The sequence below is a fragment of the Methylobacterium sp. Leaf91 genome (assembly GCF_001422815.1).
Lineage (GTDB): Bacteria > Pseudomonadota > Alphaproteobacteria > Rhizobiales > Beijerinckiaceae > Methylobacterium.
In genome coordinates this window covers 128,083-144,698 of the sequence record NZ_LMMP01000003.1, presented here as the reverse complement: position 1 = coordinate 144,698, position 16,616 = coordinate 128,083, and the positions used below count along the sequence as shown (strand labels likewise).

Here is a 16,616-nt window from a genome sequence, read left to right as displayed (position 1 = left end):
AATCTCCGCGCAGTCCTTCTCGAGGGCTGCGCGGCTCAGGATCGTCCAAACGAAAAACCCGGCCTCGCGGCCGGGTTTTTTGCGTTGGTATGGGTTCGTCGCACAGTGACGGGGAAGCGGTGTTTCCCCTGTCTCATGCCAGACCTCGATCAGCCCGCCTCAACCCGCACTCGGCATCAGATGTCGAGCACGGCCTCGTCGGCGAAGGCGGCGCGTTCGGAGATGAAGGCGAAGCGGGCTTCGGGCTTGTTGCCCATCAGCCGCTCCACGGCGTCGCCCGTGGAGACGCGCGCCTCGTCGAGGACCGCGACGCGCAGAAGGGTGCGCTTCTTCGGGTCCATGGTCGTCTCCTTCAACTGCGCCGGCATCATCTCGCCGAGCCCCTTGAAGCGGCTGATCTCGACCTTGGCACCCTTGAACGTGGTCTTGATGACCCGCTCCTTATCGGCATCGTCACGGGCATAGGCCGTCTTCGCGCCGTGCTGGAGGCGGTAGAGCGGCGGGATCGCGAGGTAGAGATGGCCCTTGTCGATGAGCTTGGGCATCTGGCGATAGAAGAAGGTGATCAGCAGGGATGCGATATGGGCGCCGTCGACATCGGCGTCGGTCATGATGATGACCTTCTCGTAGCGAAGATCCTCGCCCTTGTAACTGTTGCCTGTGCCGCAACCGAGCGCCTGGGTCAGGTCGGAGATGAGCTGGTTGGCGCCCATCTTGTCGCGACTGGCCGAGGCCACGTTGAGGATCTTGCCGCGCAGGGGCAGGATCGCCTGGCTGGCGCGGTCGCGCGCCTGCTTGGCCGAGCCACCGGCGGAATCACCCTCGACGATGAAGATTTCCGAGCCGGCCGTACCGGCCTTCGAGCAATCGGCGAGCTTGCCCGGCAGACGTAGCTTGCGGGTCGCGGATTTGCGCGCGACCTCTTTCTCCTGGCGTCGGCGCAGGCGCTCCTCGGCCCGGTCGATCACCCAGTCGAGAAGTTTGTTGGCCTGGGCCGGGGAGGCGGCGAGCCAATGGTCGAACGCGTCGCGGATCGCCGTCTCGACAATCCTCGAGGCTTCCACTGTGGCGAGCTTGTCCTTGGTCTGGCCCTGGAATTCCGGCTCGCGGATGAAGACGGAGAGCATCGAGGCGCAGGTCGCCATGACGTCATCCGTTGTGACGGAGGTCATGCGCTTAGCCTGGCCGACGCGTTCGGCATGTTCGCGCAGCGCCCGCAGCAGGGCGACGCGCAGGCCGCTTTCATGCGTGCCACCCTCGGCGGTGGGGATGGTGTTGCAATAGGAGTGCGAGACCCCGTCCTCCACCACCATCCAGGCGACGGCCCATTCGAGGGAGCCATGGCCACCGGGCTTCGTCATCTTGCCGGCGAAAACCGCATCGGTGACGAGTTCCTTGCCCTCGAGATCGCGGGCGAGATAATCGCGCAGGCCGCCGGGGAAGCGGTGCACGGTCTCTGCCGGGACGTCGTCCATCCCCTCGATCAGGGACGGCGCGCAACGCCAGCGGATTTCGACGCCGCCGAACAGGTAGGCCTTTGACCGGGCCATCTTGAACAGCCGGCGCGGATCGAATTTCAGAGCTCCGAAGATCTCGGCATCGGGATGGAAGCGCACCCGGGTGCCGCGACGGTTCTGCACCCGGCCGACCTCCACCAGAGGCCCCTGCACGTGGCCGCGCGAGAATGTCTGGCGGTACAGGGTCTGGCTGCGGGCGACCTCGACTTCGAGGCTGTCCGAGAGGGCATTGACCACGGAGATGCCGACGCCATGAAGGCCGCCCGAGGTCTCGTAGACCTTCGAGTCGAATTTTCCGCCGGCGTGCAGCGTCGTCATGATCACTTCGAGGGCGGATTTGCCGGGGAATTTCGGATGCGGGTCCACCGGGATACCGCGTCCATTATCGGTGATGACGAGGTGGCCCGTCGCCTCCAGTTCCACCTCGATGTAGCTGGCATGGCCGGCCACAGCCTCGTCCATGGAATTGTCGATCACCTCGGCGAAGAGATGGTGCAGGGCGCGTTCGTCGGTGCCGCCGATATACATGCCCGGCCGGCGCCGGACGGGCTCCAGCCCCTCCAGCACTTCGATCGACGAGGCGTCGTAGCCGGCCTCGGCTGTTTCGATGGGCGCCTTGTCGAGGGGCGCCCGGGCGGCCGAGGAAGCCTTGGCACCGCGAACCGGCGCCTGGCCGCCTGCGAACAGATCGCTCGGCCGGCCGACGGCGGGGGCCGCAACGGCCTGGCGTGAGGTCTCGCGCTGAGTCATGTGCCAACCATACAGGAACGAAACGGAAACGTGAAGCGCCGCCATGAGGGCGCGGGAGGTCTCTCCCCGTGTTCCTGCACAGCTTGCGCCGATTCCCTTAACGCTGTGTCGTCGGGATTTCGGAGGGACCGGCGCGGTCGCTGCGCCCTGCCCTTTCCCGGGTCGTTATCCGTACCCCTGCTGGCACTCTGAAGGAGTTGCGGCGCAATGGGGGCAAGTTCCACGACGCCGGTTCGACAGGGCCGCCATTCAGCGGCGACGGAGGGGGATCCAGTGTCCAGCTGGAAAGATCGAGCGGTCAGCTTCCGACCCGGCCGCCCCCGCGCTTCGTGATGGCGACGATGGCCGGGCGGGGCGGCATCGCATCGTCGAAATCCGGCCACCGGGTCGAAGGTGCCTCGAACGTGGCGGGGGCGGCCTTCGGATCCTCCTCGTCGGCCTCGCCGGGATGCTGGACGGCGACGAAGAACGTGGTGTCGTCCGGTGTGAAGTAGGGGCCGCACATCTCCGCGCCGTTGGGCACCCGGAAGAAGTGCTTGCCGGTTCCCCGTCCCTGCCCGTCCGTCTCCATGGCCCAGATTCCGTCGTTCCGGCCCGTCTTCGATGGCGAGTTCCCGTCGGTGGCGACCCAGAGCCGACCCTGTCCGTCGACCGAGCAATTGTCCGGCATGCCGAACCAGCCGTCCTTCGTCGTCGCGGAGGAGAAGGTGGCGCCGACCGTAGCGATGGAGGGATCGCCGCATTTGACGAGGATCTCCCAGGCGAAGCCCGGTGCCGCATGGTCGCCCTCGTCGGGAGTCAGTTCCACGATGTGGCCGAAGCGGTTGTCGGGCCTCGGATTGGCGGCGTTCACCTCGTCGGGTTTGCGTTTCACGTTGTTGGTGAGCATGACATAGACCTTGCCGGTCTTCGGATTGGCCTCGACGTCTTCCGGGCGATCCATCTTGGTGGCGCCGAGGAGGTCGGCGGCACGCCGTGCCTCGATGACCACGTCGGCCTGGGAGCGGAACCCGTTCTCCGTCGTTAGGGGGCCTTGTCCGAAGACCAGCGGCATCCAGGCGCCGCGTCCGTCGGCATCGAACCGGGCGACGTGGAGCGTGCCGGAATCCAGGATATCGCGGTTGGCCTGCCGGTCGGCGAGATTTACGGCCGCGTCCGTCACGAACTTGTAGACGTAGTCGAAACGCTCGTCGTCGCCCTGGTAGACCACGTAGCGGCCGCTCTTCGAGACGATGCCGGCGGCGCCTTCGTGCTTGAACCGGCCCATGGCGGTGCGCTTCGTCGGGACGGAGGCGGGATCGAACGGGTCGATCTCCACGACCCAGCCGAAGCGGTTCGGCTCGTTCGGCTCTTTGGACAGGTCGAACCGCTCGTGGAAGCGGCCCCAGGCATAGGCATTGCCCGGTAGGCCGAGGCGCTTGTGATTGGCCGCCTCCCCCGAGCCCTCGGCGAGTGTGCCTCGGAAGTAGTAGTTGATGTTCTCCTCGCAGGTGAGCCACGTCCCCCAGGGGGTGGTTCCGCCGGCGCAGTTGTTGATCATGCCCTTCACCGTACGGCCCACAGGATCGGCCGTCGTCTTCAGCCGGTCGGAGCCTGCGGCGGGACCGGACAAAGTCATCACCGTCTCCGCGGTGATGCGCCGGGCGTGAGGCGAGTTCGGCACCACGGCCCATTTGCCGTCCGTTCGCTTCACCTCGATCACCGATCCGCCATGGGCGGCCATCTCGATATCGACGAGCTCGCGGTTCATGCCCTTGAACGCGACGGTCTTGATATCCTGGCGGCCGAGGCCGGGGAACATCAGCTCCTCGTTGGTGTATTCGTGATTGACCACGAGAAGTCCGTGCGCCGCCGGATCGGCGGCGCCGGGCATCGGGAAATAACCGACGAAGTCGTTATTGTAGCCGAATTGCCGGGCCTGGGCCTCCGCCGACTGGTTCCGCGGATCGAAAGCAGGCGCGCCAGGCAGGACTGGATCGCCCCAGCGGATCAGGATGTCGGCATCGTGCCCCTCGGCCACGTGATGGTGGGTGTCCGAACCCGCTTCGATCTCCTTGAACGGGAACGGCGTCGCCCGTCCCTGCGCCGCCGCAGCCGGAGCGGCCGCGAGCGCGCGGGGCGTCACCACCGCCGCGATGGCGCCGACCCCGAGGAGACCGCGCAGCAGATCGCGCCGGTCGAACCGCGCGGCGACCACATCGCCGAACGTGGCGTTGCCGCTCGTATTCGTGCCTCCATCCTCGCCGTCTTCGGCGGCCTGCGAGCGGGTGCGCAGCGGCTCGGTCATGGTGGAACTCGTCCTGTGACTAGGTGGCAGATCCTAGGAGCCGGACATGGCGGGGCGATGACGGGTCGGGTCGGGTCGGGAACCAATCTCTGGTTTGTGCGTTTCCGCACATAGAACCGATCGGTGGGAGAGCGACATGGCGCCGTCTGCAGCCTTGAGAATGGTGCGCCACGACGATCTCATCCGCGCGTCGCAGGCTGCGGGTCGTGCCTTCTCGCCCATCGAGGACGGAGCCGACGATGGATCGACGGCATCCTCCAAATTTCTTGCTCTCTCGGCGGTGTCTCTTGCGGGCTTCCTAGCGAGCTTCGGAGCCTTCCTCTTTTTCGTCTGAGGGCAGCGCAGCCCTAAAGGTCGAGGGAGCCGTCTGCTCGCCGACGAAGCTATGCCTGGCTCAAGCCGACCGAACCATCATATCGCAAGGAAAACAGCCTGCCGAAGGGTGAGAGGGTAGTCTTTGACCCGACCGTTCAGCCTCCTGCCTCGCCAATCGTCGGCTCAGCTTTTCAGGCCGCCACGGACCCGGTAGCCAGCCCTCCGAAGCGGCGGTCGCGATTGCGGTAGGCGGCGAGAGCGTCTTCGAGGTCTCCGGCATCGAAATCAGGCCAATGGCGGCGGGTGAAGTGAAGTTCGGCGTAGGCGCTCTCCCAGAGCAGGAAATCGGAAAGCCGCTGCTCGCCGCTGGTGCGGATCACGAGATCGACCTCGGGGACACAGGCATCGCCCGTCACCAGGGTCGAGAAGGTGGTGCGGGTCATCCCGGGATTGCTGGCGCTGGCGAGCGCGGCGGCGAGAATGGCATCGCGGGCGGAGTAATCGACGGCGATCCGCAGATGCAGGGCTTTCCCCTCGAGTGTTACGGCCTCGGCTCGGCCGATGGCGGCGGCGAGTCCCTCGGGCAAGCGGTCGCGCCGGCCGATCACGCTGAGACGTACGCCGCTTTCGACCAAACGGGCGATCTCGTTGCGCAGGTAGAGCCGGAGCAGCCCCATCAGGGCGGAGACCTCCGCCTCCGGACGTCTCCAGTTGTCGCAAGAGAAGGCATAAAGGGTGAGGGTGCCGATGGCTTGTTTCGGCGCCGCCTCCACGACCCGGCGGATCGCCTCGACGCCTTCCTTGTGACCGAGCGCGCGGGGCAGTCCGCGCCCCGAGGCCCAGCGTCCGTTGCCATCCATGATGATGCCCACATGCAGTCCGGGCGTCTGTTCGCTTTGCATCGCAGAGTTCCTTGGCAAAAAAAGACGGAGTCCAGGCGTCAGGCCGGACGCGCGACGAGGGGGAGGCCCGCGCTCTCGGCCGCCATCTCGGCGGCCTTGGCGGCGTCCCGCACCACCTGTTCGAGGACGGCGAGGTAATCGAGGAAGCGAGTCCGGCCGGTCGGCGTCAGATGGCAGGTCGTCAGCGGGCGGGTGCCACCATGGCTCTTGCCCTGCCCTTTCCTGATCTCGACGAAGCCGGCCTCCTGCAACACTTGGAGGTGACGGTTGAGATTACCGTCCGTGAGGCCGCAGAGTTGCTTAAGGTCGCCGAAGGCCAGCCCCTTCGGAGCCGCCATCAGCGAGGTGAGGAGGCCGAGCCGGGCCTTCTCGTGAATGACCCGGTCGAGGCCGTCATACGCGAAGGGAGCATCACGCATCACTGTCCTCCCGGGCACGGTAGAGGATCATGGCCATCAGAAACTGGCCGACGGCGAAGGGCAGTCCCATGGTCCAGGGCGAGAGGATGTGGTCGGCGCTCGCCAGCATGAGCACGGCGAGGCCCGCCACCATGTACCAGGCGCCGGGCAGCGCGACGCCTTTCGGCAGGGACCGCACCGAGGCGAAGAGCCCGAGGCTCACCAGCATCTGCCACAGCCCCGGCAGCATCCACAGGGATTCCGGCGAAACCTGTACCAGGACCAGGGCGAGGCAGGCGCCCGCCGCGCCGGCGGGCAGGAACTGCTCCACCGCGTTCACGATCGCCGTGTCGGTGAGCCCCGCATGGTCGCGACGCGAACGGGCTCGCATCTCGGCGCCGATCAGGCCGGCGGAGGCCAGGGCGGTGACGATCCAGCCGCCTAGGAACAGTAGCGGCTGTTCGGTCGGGTCGTCGAGCCAGACATGCTGCGCCAGGGTGGTGCCGAGGGCGAGGACGCCCGTGGCCGCGATGGCGGAGGGTCCGAACCCGCAGAAGGCGTCGCCGCGGGCGAGTTGCGTGCGGATCGCCACGATATCGGCGAGGGCTCTATCGAGATCGGACATCCGATGCTCCCGGATCAACTTTGTATCGCAAAGTAAGCTGATCCTGCGCCTGTCCGCAAGTGCCGTCAGGCACGTGGAATCAGCGGGTGCGGAGCTCTGTCACTCCTGTGCCAGCCGCTCGGCCAGGGCCGGCGACAGGCCGATGCTCTCGATGGACGGCGCCGGCTGGCCCGGCGGCAAGCCGCAGATCGCGGCGGCGAGGACCGCACGGGTCCCTACTTCCACCGAGCATAGGACGGGCACCGGCACATGCGGCTGGATGCGTTCGGCGAGGCCGGCAAGCGCCGCTCCGCCGAGGATCACCACATCCGCCCCGTCGCGGATGGCGCAGGTGGTGCAGGCGGCGGCCAGATCCGCCAGGGCCGCCTCGGGGTCCCGTGCGATGCGGTCTCCCGTGGGGGCGATGGTGCGGATGGCGGCGAGTTTGTCGGAGAGGCCGATCCCCGCCACGAACTCCTCCAGCATCGGTCCCCACAGGGCGCCCCCGGTGACGATGGCGAAGCGCCCTCCCCGTGCCGTGGCGGCGAGGCACGAGGCCTCGGCCATGCCGACCACCGGCAGCGGGGATATCTCGCGCAGGCCTCCGAGTCCCGGATCTCCGAAACAGGCGAGGTAGACCGCGTCGCAACCCTCGGCGTGCTCGGCCAGCGCGTCGAGGGCGGCATGGGCCGCGATCGCCGACGCGGCCCGGCTGGTGATGTAGCGGGCACCGAAGCGCCCGGTGACCGCCACGATCTCGACGGCGTCGCCCGCCACTCGCCGCGCATGCGCGGCGACCAGGTCGGTGACGGATTCGGTCGTGTTGGGGTTGATCAGCAGGATGCGCAAAGGGAATCGGTCTCCGGTCAGGCCTTGGCCGCGGCGGCCCTCTTACGCATCAGGACGACATAGATCGAGAAGCCCAGGGCCACGCCGATGAACCAGCTGAAATTCGCCACGCTTCCCAGGGCCGGGATGACGGCGCAGAGCACCGGCACCAGGGCGGAGGGAATGACGCTGTAGATCGCGGCGCGATTGTATCCGCCATCGTACCAGTAAGTTCCGGTCGGGCTCATCGTGTAGAGGTCGTCCACCACGACATGCTGCTTCCGCACGATGAAGAAGTCGGCGATCAGGATGCCGAAGAGCGGACCGATGAAGGCGCCGAGGATGTCGAGCGTGTAATGGATCACGGCCGGGTTGTTGTAGAGGTTCCACGGAGTGATGAAGATCGAGGCGACGGCCGCGATCATCCCGCCCATGCGCCAGCTGATATGCTGCGGAGCCACGTTCGAGAAATCGAAGGCCGGGGAGACGAAGTTCGCCACGATGTTGATGCCGATCGTCGCCGTCATGAAGGTGAAGGCGCCGAGCACCACCGCGTAGGTGTTGTCGATCTTACTCACCGTCTCCACCGGATCGATGATGAGGTGGCCGAAGACTGGCAAGGTCGAAGAGGTGGTGATGACGGTGAGCAGCGAGAAACCGATGAAGTTCACCGGCAGGCCCCAGAAATTACCGGCCTTCACCGCGGGAAATGACTTCCCGTAGCGTGAGAAGTCACCGAAATTCAGCATCGGCCCGGAGAAGTACGAGACGACCAGGGCGACCGCATTGAGCATCACCGGCAGGGCGTCCCAGCCCCGGTACTTCACCTCGCCCAGCGTGAGGCCGACATTCGCCACGCCGGCCTTGGCCACGAGGTAGACCGCCAGGGCGATCATCACGACGTAGACGGCGGGGCCGGCCCAATCGATGAATTTGCGGATCGCCTCCATGCCGCGCCAGAACACGAGGGCCTGGATCACCCAAAGGGCCATGAAGGCCACCCAGCCGAGGCTCGACAGGCCGGCGAAGCCGAACTGCGCCACGTCGGCATAGGGCTTCAGCTCAGGATAGAAGCGCAAGGCGACGATCATGAAGGCGCTGGAGGCGAGGTAGGTCTGGATGCCGTACCAGGCGACCGCGATGAGGCCCCGGATGATGGCGGGGATGTTGGCGCCCTTCACGCCGAAGGAGGCCCGGCAGATCACCGGATAGGGCGTGCCCGTGACCTGACTCGGCTTGGCCACGAGGTTGCAGAAAAATTGCACGATGAGGATGCCGACGAGCAGCGAGACCAGCACTTGCCAGCTCACGAGGCCGAGGGAGAAAAGACTGCCCGCCGTGATGTAGCCGCCGACGCTGTGGACGTCCGACATCCAGAAGGCGAAGAAGTTGTAGGTGCCCCAACTCTGTTTCCTGAGCGGGGCCAGATCCTCGTTGGTGAGGCGGTCGTCGTAGCCGGGTTTGATCACCACATCCGCATGGGAATCGGGAACGGCACCTCCGGACGCGGCCGGCTCGGTGATCGAGGCGCTATGTGACATGAGTTCGTCCCCCTTCGTGTGAGGGCCGAAGCCCATGTCCTACCGGCGCTCGCTCAAGCAGGGCGTGTGCCAGCTTGACAGTACCCCCGACTCTTCGGCTTCTCGTTCGCAGGACGCCGTATGCACCGGATAAACGACGGTGCTTTGCCCGTGGTCGATTGACAAGACACCTCAAGGCTCTAAGTGTCCCGCAACGCGTGTGCGCGGCTGGTCCTGTATTCGAACGACCCTTTTCGAACGGACCGCGGAGCCTAGCCCACGACGATCTTCTCCGCGCGGATCGTTACGAGTTCCTGCGCGCAACGGTTCACATCAGCATATGTCTTTTGCCGACCTCGGATTGAGCGACAAGGTCCTCCAGGCCGTCACGGCCGCGGGCTACACGGACCCGACACCGATCCAGGCTCAAGCCATCCCGCACGTTCTGGCGCGCCGTGACGTCCTTGGTATCGCCCAGACAGGGACGGGTAAGACCGCCGCCTTCACCTTGCCGATGCTCACCCTGCTCGAGAATGGACGGGCACGGGCGCGCATGCCGCGCACGCTGATCCTTGAGCCGACCCGCGAACTCGCTGCCCAGGTGGTCGAGAATTTCGACCGCTACGGCGTCAACCACAAGCTCAACGTGGCCCTGATCATCGGGGGCGTGTCCTTCGCCGAGCAGGATGCCAAGCTGATGCGCGGCGCCGACGTTCTGATCGCGACACCCGGCCGCCTGCTCGACCATTTCGAGCGCGGCAAGCTGCTGCTCACCGGGGTCGAGCTCCTGGTCATCGACGAGGCGGACCGGATGCTCGACATGGGCTTCATTCCCGATATCGAGCGCATCGTGAAGATGGTGCCGTTCACGCGCCAGACCCTGTTCTTCTCCGCGACGATGCCGCCCGAGATCGAGCGGCTGGCTGACGTGTTCCTGCATAACCCGCAGCGGATCGAAGTGGCGCGCCCCGCCTCCACCGCGACGACGATCGTGCAGAAATTGGTCGCCGCAGGGTCGGAGGGGCACGAGAAGCGCGATCTCCTGCGCCGTCTCATCCGCGGTGAGGCCGAACTCAACAACGGCATCATCTTCTGCAACCGCAAGCGCGACGTGGCGCTGCTGCAGAAGTCGCTGGCGAGCCACGGTTTCAACGTCGCGGCCCTTCACGGCGATATGGATCAGCGCGCGCGCACGGTCGCCCTCGATGGATTCCGCTCCGGTGAAGTTCCGCTGCTGGTTGCGAGCGACGTCGCGGCTCGCGGCCTCGACATTCCCGCGGTGAGCCACGTCTTCAATTTCGACGTGCCGCATCACCCGGAAGACTACGTGCACCGGATCGGGCGTACGGGCCGTGCCGGTCGCGCCGGGCATGCCTTCACCCTGGTCACCCGCTCCGACGAACGGTCGGTGACCGCGATCGAGAGCCTGATCGGTCAGCCGATCCCCTGGGCTGAGGGCGATCTCGGCACCCTGGCCGAGCCCTCGCCGGTGGTGGTCGAGGAAGAGACCCGCACACGTCATCGCGGACGCAGCGGGGACTCCGCTCGGCGCTCACGCGGTGGCGAGGGCGGAAGATCCGAGGGAAGCAAGTCCGAAAGCGGCAAGCCCGAAAGCGGCAAGTCCGAGAATGGTAAGTCGGAAGGCGGCAAGTCGGAAGGCCGGCGCTCATCACGCGAGCGCCAGCCCTCGCGGCGTTCCGAGCCCGCACAGGTCGATGCTGTGGCCGAGTCCCCCACGCCCGAGGCAATCGTCCAGGTTCCGCGCCGGCGCGAGCCTTCTCGTCCGCCGCAAGAGGCTCGCAACCCTGATCCACGCGGTCAAGATTCCCGCCGAGGCTCGTCGGACCGCGGCCGCGACGAACGCCGTCCGTCACCCCGTCGCAGAGACGATGACGATGGCGATACGCCGCTCGGTCTTGGCGAGCATGTGCCAGCCTTCCTCCTGCGCCCGGCCGTGATCAAAAAGTCGACCTAACGCGCCGAGCCACAAATTGTTCCCTGCCCTTTTAACTGCATCTCCACCATCAGTGGGGTAACGGGGACATCTCGTCATTCAGCATCCTGAATGCCGGTTCGGGAAGCAGGCGGGTTGATGAGCCACGGAAGCTACGGTGACAGGGAGCGAACCTTCGCACTGTCCGACCGCGCCAACGTGCTGATGCGGGATTACGGCTCCTCGGCGACCCCCCAGGCCTATTCCGTCTGGTATGCCTACGTGTCCGGCACCCAGCCGCTGATGAACGACGCGATCAAGAGGCTGACCACGGAGAATGGCAGCCTCTCCGATTCCGATGTGGATTCCCTCTACGAGACGTATGTCGACAGTCGCCGTCTCGTCGCCGCCACCGAGCGGATGAACGCGAACATGCTGGCCGAAATCGAGGGCATCATGGAGGTGATGGACCTCTCCCTCGGATCGACCGCGCAGTATGGCGCGTCACTTCAGGCGTTATCGCGCGATCTCGACGTCTCGGACCAGAACCGCGCCCGCGTCCGTGAGATCGTTACGACACTCGTGGCGACGACCCGGGAGATCACCGCCAATAACCGCACGCTCGAAGCACGCATGCGCGAGAGCCGCAGCGAGATCGAGACCCTGCGCGAGACGCTGGAGGCGACGCGGCTGGAGAGCCTCACCGATCCCCTCACCGGGCTGTCTAACCGCAAGCATTTCGAGGAGAGTCTGCGCAAGATGGTCGAGGCCGCGGCGAACCAAGCGCTTCCCTGTAGCCTGATCGTCATCGACGTCGATTTCTTCAAGCGCTTCAACGACGTCTATGGCCACCTCACGGGCGATCAAGTGCTGCGCCTCGTCGCCATCGTCATGCGCGAGCACCTGAAGGCTCGCGTCACCCTCGCGCGTTTCGGCGGCGAGGAGTTCGGTATTCTCCTGCCCGAAACCGACCGGAACGCGGCCGTCGCCATCGGAGAGAAGGTCCGTGCAAGCGTGATGGGGCGTGAGCTGGTGAAGCGGACCACGGGAGAGTCCCTCGGCAAGGTGACGATCTCCCTCGGGGTCGCGACCTCGCGACCGGGGGACACCGCCGTGTCGCTCCTCGAACGCGCCGACCAATGCATGTTCATGGCCAAGCGCGACGGCCGCAACCGGACCGTGGACGATTCCCGCGTTGCCTTGGACGTGCTCACCGCCGTCGCATGAAGGCCGAGCCGGTTCTGCCGGCCGGACCCTCGCGTCCCGGCGAGCTCGGCCTCAGGCCGAGGCGCGCAGCACTTCGGGATTGGCCGGCGTGATCGCGACGGATTCGCCGCAGCCGCAAGACGAGGTCTGGTTCGGGTTGTTGAACACGAACTGGGACGACAGCTTGGTCGTCTTGAAGTCCATCTCGGTGCCGAGGAGGAACAAGACCGCCTTCGGGTCGACGAAGACCGTCACCCCGCGATCCTCCACCATGTCCTCGCCGGGGTTGCGCCCTTCCGCATATTCCATCGTGTAGGACATGCCGGCGCAGCCGCCGTTCTTGACGCCGACGCGGAGGCCCGCGATCGGCTTGTCCGCATCCGCGATGATGGCCTTGATCCGGTCCGCCGCCGCATCCGTCAGCGACAGGACCTTGAAATTCTTGAGCATGAGATCTCTCCGGCAGCCGGGTTCAAGGCCCGGGCGGTTGAGGATGGCAGTACGCCGTTAAGATAAGGATGGCGAAGGCTGCGGTCCACTGCCGTGGGACGCAGCAAGGCCTGCATGGGTATGATATCGTTCGCACTGCGAGGCTGAGGGAGCGATGGCGGACGCGGGGCGGAGGACCATGACCCCGGAAGAGTTCTTCGATTGGCAAAGCGGTCAGGACGAACTCTGCGAACTCGTCGACGGCCACCCGGTGCCGCGGCACCGGGTGATGACGGGGGCGAGCATGCAGCACGACCGGGCGACGGTGAACATCATCGTCAGCTTCGGCAATCAGCTCCGCGGCAAGCCATGCCGTCCGATGACAGCCGATATTGCCATCCGCACCAGCATCAAAGGTTTGCGTCGTCCAGACGTGATGGTCGAGTGCGCGACGCTGGTGACCGATACCTACGAAGTGCGGGAGCCGAAGCTCGTGGTCGAGGCGGCTTCGCCCTCAACCACCTCCATCGATCAGACCCGCAAGATGGAAGAATACAAGCGGCATCCGACCCTCGCCTACATCCTCCTCGTCGAGCCCCTGAAGCCGCAGGCTTTGCTCTTCGCGCGTGAGAGGGACGCCTGGGAGATAGAGACCTTCGAAGGTCTGGAGGCCGTCATCGCCCTCCCGGCGATCGGTGCCGCATTGGCACTGGCAGACATCTCTGACAGGCTGAGCTTCCCGCGGCGCCGGGATCTCGCCGCCGAAGAGCCGCCCCTCTGAACCGCGCTACCACATATCGAGGGCGACGCGGGCCTCGTCGGACATCCGGCTCTGGTCCCACGGCGGATCGAACACCATCGTGACGCTGCAGGACTGGATACCCGGCACGGCGGCGACCGCCGTCTCGACCCAGCCCGGCATCTCGCCGGCCACCGGACAGCCGGGGGCCGTCAGGGTCATGTCGATGGCGACCGTGCGGTCATCGGCGATGTCGACTTTATAGATCAGGCCGAGCTCGTAGATGTCCGCCGGGATCTCGGGATCGTAGACGCTCTTCAAAGCGGCGACGATATCGTCGGTCAGGCGGTCGAGTTCCTCCGGCGGGATCGCCGAGGCGCTGGCGATGGCGGGGGTATTGGCCCCTCCGGTGATGGCTGCGTCGCTCATGGTGTCGTCCTCATGGTGAGTGCCGCGGATCGATCGTCTCCGACTCGCGACGACCGCCGCAGGCGCGGCGGCGCGCAATCGCACTCGCGGCGGCTTCGCCGCCGGATCTCGTCTCAGGTGAACATCATCTCGGCCTTGGCCAAGGCCTCGGCAAGCGCATCCACTTCGTCACGGGTATTATACAGGCCGAACGACGCGCGACAGGTGGAGGTCGCGCCGAATCGCGTCAGCAACGGCATGGCGCAATGAGTGCCGGCCCGGATGGCGACGCCGTAGCGGTCGATCACCGTGGCGATGTCGTGGGCATGGGCCCCCTTCATCTCGAAGGCGATGACGCCGCCCTTGCCCTTGGCGGTGCCGATCATCCGCAGTGAGTTCATCGCGCCGAGGCGCTCCTGGGCATAGGCCAGGAGGGACGCTTCGTGCGCCGCGATCCGGTCGCGCCCGACCCCCATCATGAATTCCAGCGCCGCACCGAGGCCCACCGCCTCAATGATCGCGGGGGTTCCGGCCTCGAAGCGATGCGGCGGATCGTTATAGGTGATCGCGTCCTGGCTCACCGTGCGGATCATCTCGCCGCCACCCTGATAGGGGGGCAGGCGCTCCAGCCATTCCTTCTTGCCGTAGAGCACGCCGATACCAGTGGGGCCGTAGACCTTGTGACCGGTGAAGACGAAGAAGTCGCAATCGAGCGCCTTCACGTCGATGGGTTGGTGGACCGCGCTCTGCGCCCCGTCGAGGAGCACCGGCACCCCGTGCGCATGGGCGATGCGGACGATCTCGGCCGCCGGCGTCACCGTGCCGAGTACGTTCGACATCTGGGTGATCGCCACCATCCTGGTGCGGGGGGTGAACAGCTTCTCGTACTCCTCGACGAGGAAGTTGCCCTCGTCGTCCACCGGCGCCCATTTGATCACCGCACCGCGCCGCTCGCGCAGAAAGTGCCAGGGCACGATGTTGGAATGGTGCTCCATGATCGAGAGGATGATCTCGTCCCCCTCCCCGATCTGGCCGAGCAGCCCCATGGAGGAGGCCACGAGGTTGTAGGCCTCGGTGGCGTTGCGGGTGAAGATGATCTCGTCGGTGGAGTCGGCGTTGAGGAATTGCCGCGTGGTCTCGCGCGCGCCTTCGAACCCTTCGGTCGCGGCATTCGCCATGAAATGCAGGCCGCGATGGACGTTGGCGTAGCCGGTCTCCATGCAATTCACCATGGCGTCGATGACCGCGCGCGGCTTCTGCGACGAGGCCGCGTTGTCGAGATAGACCAGCGGCCGGCCGTAGACTTTTTGGGCCAGGATGGGGAACTCGGCCCGGATCGCCTGGACGTCGTAGGGGGTGTTCGGGACGGGTGCGTTCATGGCGATACCTGTTGGGTGTCCGGCGCGCGCAACCCTTCCCCCCGATGCGAGGGGGAAGGGGCCTGTCGGAATGCGATCAGCCGCGCGCCGCGAGCCACGCCTCGACGGTTCCGACCAGAGCTTCGCGCGCTCCCTCGTGGCTGACCGACTCGATGGCCGCCCCGAGGAAGGCCTGGACCAGCAGGCTCTCGGCCTGGGCCTTGGGCAGCCCGCGCTGCATCAGGTAGAACAGCAGATCTTCATCGAGCGCGCCGCAGGTGGCACCGTGACCGCAGGCGACGTCGTCGGCGAAGATCTCGAGCTCGGGCTTGTTCATCATCTGGCCCTCGTCGGACAGGATGAGACAGGCCGACATCATCTTGCCGTCGGTCTGCTGGGCCGCCTGCTGGACGATGATCTTGCCTTGGAACACGCCCGTGGCCTCGCCATCCACCACGGTCTTGAACAGCTCGCGGCTGACGCCGCCGGTGGCGGCATGGTCGGCCAGGAAGGTGGTGTCCGCGAGTTGCTTGCCGTTGAGCATGGCCGCGCCGTTCACCACCGCGCGGGCATCGGCCCCGGCGAAGTTCAGGTAGACCTGATGCCGGGAGAGCACCGCGCCCACCACGACGTTCACGGTTTCCACCGCGGCCTCGGCCCCGAGCTTCACGGATAGCGTCGACAAGGCCACGGCGTCGCGGCCCTCCGCGTTCAGGCGCGCATGCCGGAAGGTGGCGTTGTCGGCCACCACCACGTCCATGGCATCGTTGGGCTGGTATGAGATACCGTCCGGCCCCTCATGGCTCTCCAACACGAGCGCTTCCGCGCCCTCGCCCAGCGTTACGAGCACGCGGGTGGCGGTCGAGTAGGCTTCCGTGCCGGTGCCGATGAAGCGCAGGTGCAGCGGCGTCTCGACCTTGGCGCCGGCCTCCACGCTGATCAACGCGCCATCCGCCAGGAAGGCGGTGTTGAGCTGGTAGATCGGGTTCTCAGAGGCCTGACGAACGGGCGTCAGTTTCTCCAGAAGCGCGTTCCCGACGGTCAGCGCCTCGTTGAGCGGAGTCACGGTGATGCCGGCCGGGATACGGCCGAGATCCGACTGGTCTGCGATCAGGTGGCCGTTCACGAAGGTGAGGCGCACGGCCTCGATCCCGGCAAAGCCCTTCGCCTCTTCGACCGCCGCCTTGGCGGTGTCGGATGAGGGCATCTCGGCCGGGTGAGCGGCATCGCGGAACGCCGAGCGCAGATCGGTGTATTTGAACGCCTCGACCCGGCGGGTCGGCAGGCCCACCGCCTCGAAATAGCGAAAGGCCTCCTCGCGAGCGATGGACACGCCCGTGGGGTATTTCATCTTCGTGGCTTCGAAGAGTTTCGACAGTGCGGTCTCGGCCGCCGTGCGGAGCGGGGTGATGTCGGCCATGA

15 protein-coding genes are annotated in these 16,616 nt (G+C 66.2%); 4 read left to right on the top strand and 11 right to left on the bottom strand.

Annotated elements, in window-relative coordinates; genetic code table 11:
* Positions 1 to 176: 176 nt before the first annotated feature.
* Together parE and ASF32_RS04185 are read right to left on the bottom strand one after the other, a co-directional pair.
* Positions 177 to 2,267: a DNA topoisomerase IV subunit B gene (gene parE, locus ASF32_RS04190; protein WP_244483590.1), complete on the bottom strand. Its 2,091-nt coding sequence runs from the start codon at positions 2,265 to 2,267 to the stop codon at positions 177 to 179.
* Positions 2,268 to 2,565: 298 nt separating this feature from the next.
* On the bottom strand, positions 2,566 to 4,554 hold the full coding sequence (locus ASF32_RS04185) for a PhoX family phosphatase (RefSeq protein ID WP_056423957.1): 1,989 nt from the start codon (positions 4,552 to 4,554) through the stop codon (positions 2,566 to 2,568).
* Positions 4,555 to 4,690: 136 nt separating this feature from the next.
* Between ASF32_RS04185 and ASF32_RS25100 the strand changes: the two genes are divergently transcribed.
* On the top strand, positions 4,691 to 4,888 hold the full coding sequence (locus ASF32_RS25100; RefSeq protein WP_056423954.1) for a hypothetical protein: 198 nt from the start codon (positions 4,691 to 4,693) through the stop codon (positions 4,886 to 4,888).
* Between the two features lie 172 nt (positions 4,889 to 5,060).
* On the opposite strand, the gene ASF32_RS04175 is transcribed toward ASF32_RS25100, so the two are convergent.
* The 5 genes from ASF32_RS04175 to ASF32_RS04155 form a co-directional block, all read right to left on the bottom strand.
* Positions 5,061 to 5,771 (bottom strand): di-trans,poly-cis-decaprenylcistransferase, encoded by a 711-nt coding sequence (locus ASF32_RS04175; protein WP_056423952.1) that lies wholly within the window; start codon positions 5,769 to 5,771, stop codon positions 5,061 to 5,063.
* A gap of 38 nt (positions 5,772 to 5,809) precedes the next feature.
* Positions 5,810 to 6,190: a transcriptional regulator gene (locus ASF32_RS04170; protein WP_056423950.1), complete on the bottom strand. Its 381-nt coding sequence runs from the start codon at positions 6,188 to 6,190 to the stop codon at positions 5,810 to 5,812.
* On the bottom strand, positions 6,183 to 6,794 hold the full coding sequence (locus tag ASF32_RS04165; RefSeq protein WP_056423949.1) for a hypothetical protein: 612 nt from the start codon (positions 6,792 to 6,794) through the stop codon (positions 6,183 to 6,185). Before ASF32_RS04165 ends, ASF32_RS04170 begins: the two co-directional genes overlap by 8 nt.
* Positions 6,795 to 6,893: 99 nt before the next feature.
* Positions 6,894 to 7,622: an aspartate/glutamate racemase family protein gene (locus ASF32_RS04160; protein ID WP_056423946.1), complete on the bottom strand. Its 729-nt coding sequence runs from the start codon at positions 7,620 to 7,622 to the stop codon at positions 6,894 to 6,896.
* A 17-nt stretch (positions 7,623 to 7,639) separates the two neighbouring features.
* Positions 7,640 to 9,142: an NCS1 family nucleobase:cation symporter-1 gene (locus tag ASF32_RS04155; protein WP_056424493.1), complete on the bottom strand. Its 1,503-nt coding sequence runs from the start codon at positions 9,140 to 9,142 to the stop codon at positions 7,640 to 7,642.
* Positions 9,143 to 9,461: 319 nt separating this feature from the next.
* On the opposite strand from ASF32_RS04155, the gene ASF32_RS04150 reads away from it, so the two are divergent.
* Positions 9,462 to 11,096, top strand: coding sequence for a DEAD/DEAH box helicase (locus tag ASF32_RS04150; protein WP_056423944.1), 1,635 nt, complete (start codon positions 9,462 to 9,464; stop codon positions 11,094 to 11,096).
* 117 nt (positions 11,097 to 11,213) lie between these two features.
* Positions 11,214 to 12,281 carry a GGDEF domain-containing protein gene (locus tag ASF32_RS04145; RefSeq protein ID WP_056423942.1) on the top strand — a complete coding sequence of 356 codons (1,068 nt, stop codon included), beginning with the start codon at positions 11,214 to 11,216 and terminating at the stop codon, positions 12,279 to 12,281.
* A 51-nt stretch (positions 12,282 to 12,332) separates the two neighbouring features.
* Here the strand turns inward: ASF32_RS04145 and ASF32_RS04140 are convergent, their stop codons facing one another.
* Positions 12,333 to 12,710, bottom strand: a complete 378-nt coding sequence (locus ASF32_RS04140) for an iron-sulfur cluster assembly accessory protein (RefSeq protein WP_056423941.1) — start codon at positions 12,708 to 12,710, stop codon at positions 12,333 to 12,335.
* A gap of 178 nt (positions 12,711 to 12,888) precedes the next feature.
* On the opposite strand from ASF32_RS04140, the gene ASF32_RS04135 reads away from it, so the two are divergent.
* On the top strand, positions 12,889 to 13,470 hold the full coding sequence (locus ASF32_RS04135) for a Uma2 family endonuclease (RefSeq protein ID WP_156467677.1): 582 nt from the start codon (positions 12,889 to 12,891) through the stop codon (positions 13,468 to 13,470).
* Positions 13,471 to 13,476: 6 nt separating this feature from the next.
* Here ASF32_RS04135 and ASF32_RS04130 read toward each other — a convergent pair whose 3' ends face one another.
* The 3 genes from ASF32_RS04130 to sufD form a co-directional block, all read right to left on the bottom strand.
* Positions 13,477 to 13,857 (bottom strand): SUF system Fe-S cluster assembly protein, encoded by a 381-nt coding sequence (locus ASF32_RS04130; protein WP_056423936.1) that lies wholly within the window; start codon positions 13,855 to 13,857, stop codon positions 13,477 to 13,479.
* Between the two features lie 113 nt (positions 13,858 to 13,970).
* A complete protein-coding gene (locus ASF32_RS04125) occupies positions 13,971 to 15,215 on the bottom strand; it encodes a cysteine desulfurase (RefSeq protein ID WP_056423934.1) in 1,245 nt (414 codons plus the stop codon).
* Positions 15,216 to 15,291: 76 nt separating this feature from the next.
* Positions 15,292 to 16,614 carry a Fe-S cluster assembly protein SufD gene (gene sufD, locus ASF32_RS04120; protein ID WP_056423931.1) on the bottom strand — a complete coding sequence of 441 codons (1,323 nt, stop codon included), beginning with the start codon at positions 16,612 to 16,614 and terminating at the stop codon, positions 15,292 to 15,294.
* Positions 16,615 to 16,616: the final 2 nt, after the last annotated feature.